Annotated in this window: 8 protein-coding genes; 7 read left to right on the top strand and 1 reads right to left on the bottom strand. The window is 46.1% G+C overall.

The features are described from left to right. The first annotated feature begins 187 nt into the window (after positions 1 to 187). Positions 188 to 793 (top strand): bifunctional phosphoserine phosphatase/homoserine phosphotransferase ThrH, encoded by a 606-nt coding sequence (gene thrH / locus ACY2VW_RS02135; protein WP_118601267.1) that lies wholly within the window; start codon positions 188 to 190, stop codon positions 791 to 793. Positions 794 to 854: 61 nt separating this feature from the next. Here the strand turns inward: thrH and ACY2VW_RS02130 are convergent, their stop codons facing one another. Beyond that, positions 855 to 1,412, bottom strand: coding sequence for a PadR family transcriptional regulator (locus ACY2VW_RS02130; protein WP_461876813.1), 558 nt, complete (start codon positions 1,410 to 1,412; stop codon positions 855 to 857). Positions 1,413 to 1,605: 193 nt separating this feature from the next. Between ACY2VW_RS02130 and ACY2VW_RS02125 the strand changes: the two genes are divergently transcribed. The 6 genes from ACY2VW_RS02125 (at position 1,606) to ACY2VW_RS02100 (ending at position 12,178) form a co-directional block, all read left to right on the top strand. Beyond that, entirely contained in the window at positions 1,606 to 2,256 is a 651-nt protein-coding gene (locus tag ACY2VW_RS02125) for a YczE/YyaS/YitT family protein (protein ID WP_118601265.1), read from the top strand. A gap of 47 nt (positions 2,257 to 2,303) precedes the next feature. Next, positions 2,304 to 4,253, top strand: coding sequence for an oxidoreductase (locus ACY2VW_RS02120; protein ID WP_118697310.1), 1,950 nt, complete (start codon positions 2,304 to 2,306; stop codon positions 4,251 to 4,253). A gap of 144 nt (positions 4,254 to 4,397) precedes the next feature. Further along, complete coding sequence (locus ACY2VW_RS02115; protein ID WP_118601263.1) at positions 4,398 to 5,984, top strand: AAA family ATPase; 1,587 nt, start codon at positions 4,398 to 4,400, stop codon at positions 5,982 to 5,984. Positions 5,985 to 6,213: 229 nt separating this feature from the next. Then, complete coding sequence (locus ACY2VW_RS02110; protein ID WP_226906347.1) at positions 6,214 to 6,975, top strand: aldo/keto reductase; 762 nt, start codon at positions 6,214 to 6,216, stop codon at positions 6,973 to 6,975. 547 nt (positions 6,976 to 7,522) lie between these two features. After that, the gene (locus ACY2VW_RS02105; protein WP_118601262.1) at positions 7,523 to 9,196 is read left to right on the top strand and encodes a type 2 periplasmic-binding domain-containing protein; all 1,674 of its coding nucleotides are present in this window, start codon (positions 7,523 to 7,525) and stop codon (positions 9,194 to 9,196) included. An 84-nt stretch (positions 9,197 to 9,280) separates the two neighbouring features. Beyond that, the gene (locus tag ACY2VW_RS02100; RefSeq protein ID WP_461876812.1) at positions 9,281 to 12,178 is read left to right on the top strand and encodes a glycosyl hydrolase 115 family protein; all 2,898 of its coding nucleotides are present in this window, start codon (positions 9,281 to 9,283) and stop codon (positions 12,176 to 12,178) included. Position 12,179 lies beyond the last annotated feature (1 nt).

Raw genomic sequence — 12,179 nt, 5'->3', positions numbered from 1 at the left:
TGCCGGAAGAAAAGGATTCCGGGAAGGCGGTTTTGCTGTAAAAGTGATCAAATTTGGTGTTATTTTTACATACAATAGAAATTGCAGAGATGCACATTCTGTGATATAGTGTGGTAAAGTGATGCTGTGAAAAACAAAAATCCCGTCGGCAAACGAGACGGGCAGCGCAGGAAAGGGGATCATAACAATGTATATTACATGCCTGGATGTAGAAGGAGTACTGGTACCGGAGATCTGGATCGCATTTGCAGAGGCAAGCGGAATCCCGGAACTCAAAAAAACGACACGCGACGAACCGGATTACGATAAACTGATGAGATGGAGACTTGGAATCTTAAAAGAGCACGGCCTGGGACTGAAAGAGATTCAGGCTACGATTGAGAAGATCGATCCACTGCCGGGCGCAAGAGAGTTCCTCGACGAGCTGCGCACCTTCTCCCAGGTGATCCTGATCAGCGACACCTTCACGGAGTTTGCCGCACCGCTGATGAAAAAACTCGGCTATCCGACCCTGTTCTGCAACTCCCTGGAAGTCGCAGACGACGGAGAGATCACCGGCTTTAAGATGAGAGTCGAGCAGTCGAAGCTCACCACGGTCAAAGCACTGCAGTCTATCGGATTCGAAACGATCGCAAGCGGCGATTCCTATAATGACCTCGGCATGATTCAGGCAAGTAAGGCAGGCTTCCTGTTCCGCTCGACCGATAAAATCAAAGCCGACTATCCGCAGATTCCGGCGTATGAGACGTATGAGGAGCTGCTTGGAGCAATCAAAAAGGCAATGGAGAAATAAGTATAAATACGTTTATAAAAAATGCAGAGAACCGAAAAAACAGGTTCTCTGCATTTTTTAATTATTTTTTTGATTCCGCAGACCGCTGCCCGCTGAGCTTGATGCATTCCTGAATCCACTGCAGCGCAGCTTCTTCCCGGTACACCGCGCCGCGCAGGACGAGATAATCCGAAAACGCGCGGTCATCCGCAGGCGGGATTTCATCAAATTTTTTCTGGTTTTCCAGCAGATGTTCCAGATGCTTCTGATGCTGGGAAAGCTGGTCGGCAAGAAATCGCTGCTGGAAATCCGGTGAGGCGCCGTCGAGGAAGAAGAGCCGCAAACGGGATTCATCCTTGGATGCCGTCTGGATCGGGCAGAGCGTTTCCTCCCATTCCGAAAAATCGCGCCGTCCTTCATCGGTGATCGTATAGACCTTCTTTTCCAGCACATTTCCTGTAATTTCCACCCGATACTGGATCAGCCCCTCGGCGTTCAGTGATTTCAGTTCCGGATAAATCTGGCTGTGTTTCGCATTCCAGAATTCAAATAAGGTTGTCTCAAATTCTTTCGACAGTTCATAGCCTGTCATTTCACTTCGGTTCAAAAGTCCGAGAATCGCATATTTCAAAGTTCCCATTCGCATGAAACTCCTTTATCCAAATAATTTTTCAAAACCGTTTTGCTTTTGTGTTTTTGAGTATAGCACAGCTTCACCGGAAAATCCACAGAAAAAATAAGTAAAATAAAACATGTAAAAGTTGACATGTTTTGCGGTTGGTGATAAGATAACAAAGAATTACAATTATGAGGAAAGGATTTGAACTGCACCTATGACAAACAACAAAAAAGACCTTCTGAAACGTTACCTGATTTTTCTTGCGGGACTGTTTGTAAACTCCCTCGGGGTTGCACTCATCACCAAAGCAAATCTCGGAACGTCTCCGATCTCTTCGATCCCTTACGTATTAAGTCTTAACTTTGCATTATCTCTCGGAAACTTTACGATCATCTTCAGCATCCTGCTGATCGTTCTCCAGATTGTGATTCTCGGAAAGAATTTCAAACCGGAATCCCTTCTTCAGATCCCGGTATCCATTGCCTTTGGATTTTTCATTGATTTCAGTATGATTCTGTTAAACGCACTGAATCCGCAGATGTATGCGGCAAAAGTTGCTTATCTTCTGATCGGATGTCTGATCCTCGGCGTCGGTGTTTACATGGAAGTGCTCGCTGATGTTGTCATGCTGCCGGGCGAATCCTTTGTCCGCGCGGTTGTTGCCAGATGGGAAACGGAGTTCGGTGTGACGAAAATCGCATTCGATGTTTCGATGGCCGTCATTGCCGCTGCCGCTTCGTTCTTCCTGGCGCGTGAGCTGAACGGTGTCCGCGAGGGAACCATCGTAGCAGCCCTTCTGGTCGGATTCATTGCCAGAACGATTGGCAAAAAACTGCATTTCCTTCCGGGGATGCTGTTTGAATAAAAAAAAATGGGGTATTTTACAGATTTAAAAAAGAGGAGGAAGCAAAAATGAAATACGATTACCCACACCTTTGCAGCCCGATTACCATTGCAGGAAAGACCTTCCCGCACCGCATGTTTTCCGCACCGATGGGCGGAACTGATATCACGAACGACGGATGTATCGGACCGAAGTCCGCAGCATTCTATGAGCTTCGCGCAAAGGGCGGAGCAGCAGCTGTCACCGTCAGCGAGTGCATGGTACACCCGGTAACCGATGGTTCCCATGCGTATCATCTGGATACCGCAGTCTTAAATTCCCTGGCATCTGCAACGTACGCTGCCGATGCAATTTCCCGCCACGGCGCTGTGCCGAGCCTGGAGCTGTCCCATTCCGGTATGTATGCCGGAACTTACATGACCGATAAAACGAGACAGCACGAAATGTGCCAGTGGGGCCCGTCCGACACGACACGCCCGGACGGCGTACCGGTCCGCGCACTGTCGAAAGAGCAGATTGATGAGATCGTACAGGCATACGGAACGGTAGCAGGCCTTGCCAAACGCGCCGGTTTCGAGATGATCATGATCCACGGCGGCCACGGCTGGCTGATCAACCAGTTCCTCTCCCCGTATTTCAACCACAGAACCGATGAGTACGGCGGAAGCCTGGAAAACCGCTGCCGCTTTGCCTGTCAGGTACTCGATGCCGTCCGCGCCGCTGTCGGCCCGATGTTCCCGATCGAGTTCCGTTTCAGCGGTTCCGAGCTGTTCGAGGGCGGCTATGATCTGGAAGAAGGTGTCCGCATCGCACAGACATTGGAGTCCCGCATCGATCTGCTTCACGTTTCCGCCGGAACGTATCAGAGAGGCTTCGGCGATACGCATCCGTCGATGTTCAAAGACCACGGATGCAACGTTTACCTCGCAGCCGAGATCAAAAAACACGTTTCCATTCCGGTCGCAACGATCGGCGGTCTGAATGATCCGGCGCAGATGGAAGAGATCATCGCATCCGGAAAAGCCGATGTTGTTTACATGGCAAGAGCCCTTCTCGCAGATCCATTCCTGCCGCGCAAAGTCATGGAAAACCGTTCCGAAGATATCGTGCACTGCCTGCGGTGCTTCACCTGTATGGCAGAGCGTGCGGCAACCGGCACGAGACGATGCACCGTCAATCCGCTGATCGGAAGAGAGATGGAGGGCGATGAAGTACAGCCGGCTCTGGTGAAGAAAAAAGTCCTCATCGCAGGAGGAGGCCCTGGAGGACTGTATGCGGCATGGACTGCAGCAAGAAGAGGCCACAGCGTGGTGCTCTGCGAGAAAGAAGTAGCGCTCGGCGGTATCTTAAAGAGCGAAATTGCCCTGCCGTTTAAACGGGAAATGTTCGCGCTGACCGAGACCTACGAGCGTTTCGCAAGAAATGCAGGTGTGGAAATCCGCTTCAACACCGAGGTAACACCGGAGTACGTCGAGAAAGAAGCACCGGATGCCCTCATCATCGCCGCAGGCTCCCGTCCGCTTGTTCCGCCGATCAAAGGCATGGATGGAGAGCAGGTTGTCGTTGTCAATGAGCTGTACCGCAATCTCGACAAGATTTCCGACAAAGTCGTTGTCATGGGCGGCGGCCTCGCCGGATGCGAGTGTGCGATCTCTCTTGGCATGGAAGGAAAAGAAGTTCAGCTCGTCGAAATGCGCGACGCCCTCGCCCCGGATGCAAACGTCCGCCACCGCCCGCTGCTCTTAAAAGAAATCGAAAAACAGGTCAAAGCCGTCCACACCGGTTACCGCGCCGAGGAGATCACCCCGGAAGGCGTATGGTGCACCGATGCGAATGGGGAGCGCCACCTCGTAGAAGGAACCACCGTCATCTGCGCCCTCGGCCAGAGAGCAAGAACCGACGTTGTAGAGCAGCTCCGTAATACCGCGCCGTTTGTACGCGTGATCGGAGACGCAAGACGTGTATCTACCATCACCAATGCCGTATATCAGGGGTATCATGCGGCGCTGGATATTTAATCAAGAATAGAAATTTTGGAAATGCTGTACCATGGAAAAAGAATCCGTGGTGCAGCATTTTTTAAAAGATAAAGTCTACCAATCCGCGTTTTTTCCGTGTATAATGAATGTATCAGTCAGAAAAAATGTGAACAGGAGGACGCCATGGGAAGATTTTTAAATCCGGGAAATGAAGCATTTTCGGAAGTCATTCATTCGGAAATTTATGTAGATAAAACACCGCTTCTGGAATACACCAATAAAGTAATCAGTACGACATCAAAATTTATCTGCAGCAGCCGTCCCAGACGTTTTGGAAAGTCGATTACAGCGGAGATGCTGTCAGCATACTACAGCAAGGGCTGTGATTCCAGAGCACTGTTTGCAGATTATGCGATTTGCAAGGCTTCGTCTTTTGAAAAACATCTGAATCAGTACGATGTCATTCATTTTGATGTACAATGGTGCATGATGGACGCCGGGAATGCGGATCAGGTTGTGGAATATATCAATCATGGAATACTGCAGGAACTGAAGGAAAAATACGGAGAGTTGATTCCGGATACGGTAAAAACTGCTTATGGTGCGATGTCTTATATCAAGGCTGCCAGCGGAAACAAATTTGTTGTCATCATCGATGAATGGGATGTACTGATCCGTGATGAGGCACAGAATCATAAAGTACAGGAAAAGTATATTGATTTTCTGCGTGGCATGTTTAAAGGGTCAGAACCGTCAAAATATATTGCATTGGCGTATCTGACAGGAATTCTGCCGATCAAGAAATTAAAGACACAGTCCGCTCTCAACAATTTTGAAGAATTTACCATGCTGGATGCAGGAAGAATGGCACCGTATGTTGGCTTTACAGAAGAGGAAGTGCATGATTTATGCGACAGGTACGGACAGATCTATGAGCAGGTGAAATTATGGTATGATGGATATTCTCTGGAAGGGTATCAGGTATATAATCCAAAAGCCGTTGTCAGCCTGATGCTGAATGGAAAATATAAAAGCTACTGGTCCAATACCGGCAGCTATGAAGCAATCGTGCCACTGATTAACATGAATTTCGACGGACTGCGGGCGGCAATTATAGAAATGATGTCGGGGGCCGCCGTGGATGTGGATGTGACATCTTTCCAGAATGATACCGTAAGCTTCGCCAACCGGGATGATGTACTGACGTATCTGATCCACTTGGGATATCTGGCTTACGATCAGGACAGGGAGCAGGTTTTTATTCCAAATGAGGAAATCAGACATGAATTAAACAATGCGGTGAAACGCAATAAATGGAATGAAATGATTACTTTTCAGAAGGAATCCGCAGATTTGCTGGATGCAACCCTGGATATGGATGAAAAAGCGGTAGCAGATGGGATAGAGCGAATTCATCAGGAGTACAGTTCGGTGATCCAATATAATGATGAAAATTCCCTGAGCAGCGTGCTTACGATAGCATATTTAAGCTCTATGCAGTATTATTTCCAACCCGTAAGAGAGCTACCGACCGGACGCGGTTTTGCAGATTTTGTTTATCTTCCGAAACCGGAATACAGAACAAGTTATCCGGCGCTGCTGGTAGAACTTAAGTGGAACAAAAGCACAGATACTGCCATAGAGCAGATCTGGGATAAAAAATATCCGGATTCTATTCTGGAATATACAGGAAATATTCTTCTGGTGGGAATTAACTACAATAAAAAGACGAAAGAACATGAGTGCAGGATTGAAAAGATAAAAAGATAGAAAACCGAATGCTGAGAGGAAAAACGTCATATCATGGACAACGGAATTCATGATATGACGTTTTTGTAAATATTTCAGTCGATACGAAATAGGAATGAACGATTAGATTTTAGAAATTTTTTTAAAAAAGTCCTTGACCGGTAGCAACTCCCGGGTGATAAGCTAAAGCTACAAAGACAGGGAAATAACAAAATATCACACATCAAAATAAAACAGGGAGGTTATGATGATGAACTTTACATTAAGCAATCAGGTGCAGATTCCGGCAGTGGGAATCGGAACCTTTATGATGACACCAGATCAGGCAGAGCAGGCGGTTGTGGACGCATTAGCCTGCGGATACCGCATGATCGACACTGCACAGGCTTACATGAATGAGCGCGCGGTCGGACGCGGAATCAAAAGATCCGGTGTGGCAAGAGAGGACATTTTCATCTCCACCAAAATCTGGGCAAGCCAGTATCTGACAGAAGGAACCGTAGAAAAGAGTCTGGAACTGCTTGGAACCGACTACATCGATCTGATGTTTATCCATCAGCCTGCAGGTGATTTCATGGCAGGATACCGTAAACTGGAAACGGTAGCGATCCGTCCGATGGTAAACCAGATTGAAATGCATCCGTACTTCGCACAGGAGTCTGCATTAAAAGTCATGGAAGAGTACCAGATCGTGCCGGAGGCATGGGCACCGCTCGGCGGAGGACGCCACAATCCGTTTGACAACGAGATGGTAAAAGAAATCGCTGCCGCACACGGAAAGACCGTAGGACAGGTTGTTCTGCGCTGGAATGTGCAGCGCGGCGTTGTGGTCATTCCGAAATCGGTTCACAAAGCGAGAATCGAAGAGAATTTCCAGATATGGGATTTTACACTGACTGAAGAGGAGATGCAGAAAATCAGTTCACTGGATCTTGGCTATCAGGGAACTGCGGTCAAGCATTTTGATCCGGAATTTGTTAAAATGTGCAATATCAGAAAGATCCACGAATAAAACAGGGCGGTTTGGTTTCCAACTGCTGTAAGATCATTTTTGCACAGGCAGACGTTGCGTTCCTGGATCCAGAATATTCGATGTCTGTACCATTCCAGTAGGTCATTTCCGGTGCGTTTGATACCTTAAGCCGTGCAATGGAAACATATTTCGGCAAACCGGAGGAAAACAATCTGTCCGATGATATCAATGAGGCACTTGCGGCAGAACTGCTGAAAGGAAAAACATATAACTCTTAAAATTTCTTGCAGGATTTCACCCTGTGTGGTACATTATAGTTATGAATTGCGGTGGCCGTCTTCGGACAACACCTTGAAAGAGCCTGATGCGTCGGGCTCTTTTTATTATAGGTTTTAGCTTGCTTATTTAATTGAAGTGGCTAACATGGGGCTGCCCTTGGTGTGCAAGAAGTAGAAAGCAATAAAATAAAAACAATAATGACAATATCTAAGCCAGAGGCCTAGGTGTTATTTTTAGCAAGTATTATTGCAGAATATCAGGTGCTTATTATAACAAATAGAAAGAGGAAATGAGACAGGGGAAAAGAATGAAGAAAAAAACAACAATATTATTACTGGCAGGGAGTCTGATGATAGCTGGAATAGCTGCTCTCCTGTACCAGAGCCAGAACAGCAGAAATCAGATCCGTCATTATACGGCCTTTTTTTCAACAACAGGGGAAGAGATCACTTCGGATAATGATATGAAAAAGAAGATCGCTGAACAGATCGGAGCCGATTGTGAAGAAACATGGCTGAAAGGACAGACAAAGGATAATGCACTGAATGCTTATATTGCAGCCGGCGAGTATCCGGATTTTATTTCCGGCGAAAGTAAATTATATGATGCAGGAGCACTGATTCCCATTGACGAATACTGGGACAATTATCCCAATATAAAAAATTATCTGACAGAGGAACAGTGGGACCTGTTTCGGCAGGCAGACGGACATATCTACTGGATTCCACAATTCGGAGTTTCACAGGGACAGGACACGGAAGTAATCCACAGCGGAGAAGCTTTCTGGATTCAGACAAGAGTTTTGAAATGGGCAGACTATCCGGAAATCACGACGGTGGATGAATATTTTGATCTTCTGGAACGGTATCAGGAAGCAAATCCCTGCCTGGAAAATGGAACACCGAATATTCCGTTTGCTATTTTATGCGATGACTGGAGATACTTTTGTCTGGAGAATGTTCCTCAATTTCTGGATGGATATCCGAATGATGGGAGCTGCATCGTAGATCCAGATACACTGCAGGTCATTGACTATAATACAACACCGACAGCCAAAAGATACTATCAGAAATTAAATGAAGAATACAAAAAAGGAATGATCAGCCCGGAAACATTTCTGGATACTTATGAAGAATATCTGGACAAACTATCCACAGGTGCTGTTCTTGGCATGGTAGATCAAAGATGGCAGTTTTATTATGCCATACAGACAGCGTATGATTCCGGAAATCTGCGCAGTTATGGATGTGATTATGTGCCACTTCCGATAACAATAGACAAAAAAGTAAAGAATCAGTGGCATACGGCAAGATCAGCAGAGCTGGATACCGCGTCAGGACTTTCTATTACCATTTCCTGTGAAGACCCGGAAGGGGCAATGCAGTTTGTAAATAACCTCCTTGATCCGGAGATTACGAAATTACGTTTCTGGGGAGAAGAAAATCTGGATTATTCGATAGACGAAAACGGAATATTTTATCTGAATGAGGAGCAGGGCGTAAGGGTAAATGATCAGAAACTGAAAAAGACGCATTTTTGTACATATTCCTATTTTCCAAGGAGTGAAGGAATGCTGTCAGATGGAATCAATGCATTTTCGCCGGAAAATCAACCGGCAGAATTCTGGAAAAGCCAGCCCTGGGATATACAGGAATGTTTTGAGGCGTATGGAGTAACAAACTATGTAGATATGCTTGGGAGAAATGATGCGCCGGGAGTGTGGTATCCCATGTATTCGTATACCAATTCACTGACATCAAATACACAGGCAGGACAGACACTGGAACGGATGGATGAAGTAAAACACCGGTGGCTTCCGCAGGTGATTCTGGCACAGAATTTTGAAGAAACATGGAATTCCTATATGGAAGCATACAACGCATGCGATCCACAGAGCTATTTTGAGGATTTACAGAAAGAGCTCAATCAACGAATGAACAAAAAGAATAGCAATTTTTGCATATTGAATGACAAGAACTAAATAGTCCGAAGGCCCCTATTTGTTTACAATGGTGATAACCAGTAAACAGATGGGGGCTTTTTATAAAATACGGGAGGGAATCCTATGAGAATTTGTCTGGAGCAAAGTGCCTTTCCGGGCGTAATCAGAGTTACGGAAAAGGTAGCACACGATGTGGAACTTGTATCGGGAAAGAAACCGCAGATTCTGGTAGAAAAAGAGATACCGGAAACACTGGAAAGCAGCGGGGAGGACTGGACGATCATTGCCGCGACGAAAGGAAAAAGCAGCTTCCTGAAAAAGCTGGAAGAAGCCGGGAGTGCGGAATTAAAAGAGCTGGAACAAAAGAGAGAATGCTATGCATGGATTTTTCCTGAAATAAAAAACAGGACAAAATCGAACCTTCTTGTAATTGCCGGGAGCGACAAAAGAGGAACGATTTATGGCCTTTTTCATTTATCGGAAATGCTGGGAGTCTCACCGTTTGTCGACTGGTGCGGACTGATGCCGCCAAAGCAGGAAAAGATAGAACTGAGGGAAGACATGGCCTGTATCAGCAAAGAGCCATCCGTCAGATACCGGGGATTTTTTATTAATGATGAATGGCCGGCATTTGGAAACTGGTGCAATCATAATTTTGGCGGCTTTAATGCAAAAGCTTATGATCATGTATTTGAACTTTTACTCAGATTAAAAGGAAATTATCTCTGGCCGGCTATGTGGAGCGCAAGATTTGCAGATGATGGACCGGGTCTCTTAAACGCAGAGCTTGCAGATGAATACGGAATTATTATGGGAATGTCACATCATGAGCCGTGCTTAAGGCAGGGGGAAGAATACAAATATCTTAGGGGAAAGAATTCTGTTTACGGAGATGCCTGGAATTTCAGAACAAACAGAGAGGGGATTACAAAATTCTGGGAAGATGGACTGAAAAGAAGCGGAAAGTTTGAAAATGTGATCACCGTCGGCATGCGTGGAGAAGCGGATACTGCGATCATGGGAAAGAATGCAACACTGGAAGATAATATTCAATTGCTGCGGGATGTACTGAAAACGCAGAAAAAACTGATTCAGGAACATGTCAATCCTGATCTGACCAGGGTTCCGCGTATGATAGCCTTATACAAAGAAGTAGAAGAATTTTTCTATGGAGATGAAAAAACAAAGGGACTGATGGGAGCAGAGGAGTTAGAGGATGTGATTCTGATGCTCTGTGATGATAACTATGGAAATCTCCGGACACTTCCAACAGAAGAGATGCGAAAACACGCAGGCGGCTATGGTATGTATTATCATCTGGACTACCACGGATGGCCGGTTTCCTATGAGTGGATCAACAGTTCTTATCTGCCGAAAATCTGGGAGCAGATGAGTATGGCATACGATTTTGGTGTGCGGGAACTCTGGATGGTAAATGTCGGAGACATCGCCACACAGGAATTTCCACTGAGCTTTTTTCTGGACATGGCGTATGACTTTGATCGCTGGGGAAGCAGGGCGCTTAACTGCACGCAGGAGTACACCAGAAAGTGGGTGAGACAGCAATTCGGTTCTGTGGAAGAAGAGACACAGGACACTATTGCAGACATTTTAGAGCAGTACACAAAAATCATCCACAGAAGAAGGCCGGAAGCACTGAACCCGGAGACGTATCATCCGGTGCAGGAAAAGGAAAGCAGCAGGATCTTCGAAGAAGCAGAGCAGCTTTTGAAAAAACTGCAGGACGTATATGAAACAATTGAAAAAACGAATCCGCAGAATCTGTCCGCATTTATCGCGCTTGTATATTATCCGGCATTTGGGACAATGAATCTTGTGAAGATGCAGATTCTTGCAGGCTGGAATCATTATTATGCTAATCTTGGTGCGGTCTGTGCCAATGATTATGTGGATGAAGTGGAAAGATGCATGGAACAGGATCGAAAAGCTGTGGAAATGTATCATCAGATGGATCAGGGAAGATGGTATGGAATGGGAATGTCACAGCATATTGGATTTACACACTGGAATGAAGATGAATGCAGGAATCCAGTCGTTATGCGGGTCATACCATTAAAGAAAAGATCCATCCTTGTGGCAGCAGACGGCACGGCGCAGCATGCGGAAGGAAGCCCGTGGCTGGATAACACGATGAAATTAAAGGATTTCTTAAATCCGGACTGTACCAGAGCATCCGTCACCCTATATAGCCGGAGTGATTTAAAGGCAGAGTACAAAGTTCTGAAAAAACCGGGCTGGCTGTCTGTGGAGCCGATGGAAGGATGGCTGGATGGCGTGAGCCAGAAGAAAGTGCGGCTGAATCTTACCTCGATAAAACAGAGATTACCGGAAACGAACCAGGATACTATTCAGGATTCGCTCGAGATTGCAACACCGGAAGGAAAATGTGAGATTACAGTGCCGGTTTATACAGGAAATCTACAGGATAAGAAAAATGTATTTGTGGATACAATGGGGTATCTCAGCATCGAAGCGGCACATTATGTAAATTCTGTTCCTGGAAATTACAAAGACAGACAGGTAAAATTTGAAAATCTGCAGGGATATGGAAAGACGAATTCAGCGATGAAGGCATTTCCATCCGATGCCTGCACAGTTCCGGGACAGGATGCGCCGTATCTGGAGTATCAATTTGTTTTGGAAGAAAGCGGAACATATGAAGCAGAATTCTATATGCAGCCATCCAATCCGGTTACCAGAGAGAATCAACTTCTTTATGCGGTCAGGATAAATGAAGAGATGACAGAAACCGTAAACGCAGTGGAGAAAGATTATCAGGTCGGTGATCAGGCAGAGAAATGGGCAGAAGGTGTTCTGAGTCAGATTCGAAGACAAACAGTTTCGATAAAATGCAGAGCAGGGTTCAATACACTTCGGGTCTATCATGTGACACCCGGCTTCGTTCTCGAAAAAATCGTGATTTATCCGATGGGGGAAAAGCCGGAAGAAAGTTATCTTGGACCGGCAGAAACGTATCACGGCAGACAGGAGGAAAAATAAA

The sequence above is a fragment of the Fusicatenibacter sp. genome (genome assembly GCF_977045365.1).
This window is presented reverse-complemented; position numbering and strand designations above follow the sequence as displayed.

What these genes read in the sequence shown, in the direction of transcription:
- ACY2VW_RS02125 (WP_118601265.1), top strand. Translation starts at nt 1,606, where the DNA reads ATGACAAACAACAAAAAAGACCTTCTGAAACGTTACCTGATTTTTCTT.
- thrH (WP_118601267.1), top strand. Translation starts at nt 188, where the DNA reads ATGTATATTACATGCCTGGATGTAGAAGGAGTACTGGTACCGGAGATC.
- ACY2VW_RS02115 (WP_118601263.1), top strand. Translation starts at nt 4,398, where the DNA reads ATGGGAAGATTTTTAAATCCGGGAAATGAAGCATTTTCGGAAGTCATT.
- ACY2VW_RS02130 (WP_461876813.1), bottom strand. Translation starts at nt 1,412, where the DNA reads ATGGGAACTTTGAAATATGCGATTCTCGGACTTTTGAACCGAAGTGAA.
- ACY2VW_RS02100 (WP_461876812.1), top strand. Translation starts at nt 9,281, where the DNA reads ATGAGAATTTGTCTGGAGCAAAGTGCCTTTCCGGGCGTAATCAGAGTT.
- ACY2VW_RS02105 (WP_118601262.1), top strand. Translation starts at nt 7,523, where the DNA reads ATGAAGAAAAAAACAACAATATTATTACTGGCAGGGAGTCTGATGATA.
- ACY2VW_RS02120 (WP_118697310.1), top strand. Translation starts at nt 2,304, where the DNA reads ATGAAATACGATTACCCACACCTTTGCAGCCCGATTACCATTGCAGGA.
- ACY2VW_RS02110 (WP_226906347.1), top strand. Translation starts at nt 6,214, where the DNA reads ATGAACTTTACATTAAGCAATCAGGTGCAGATTCCGGCAGTGGGAATC.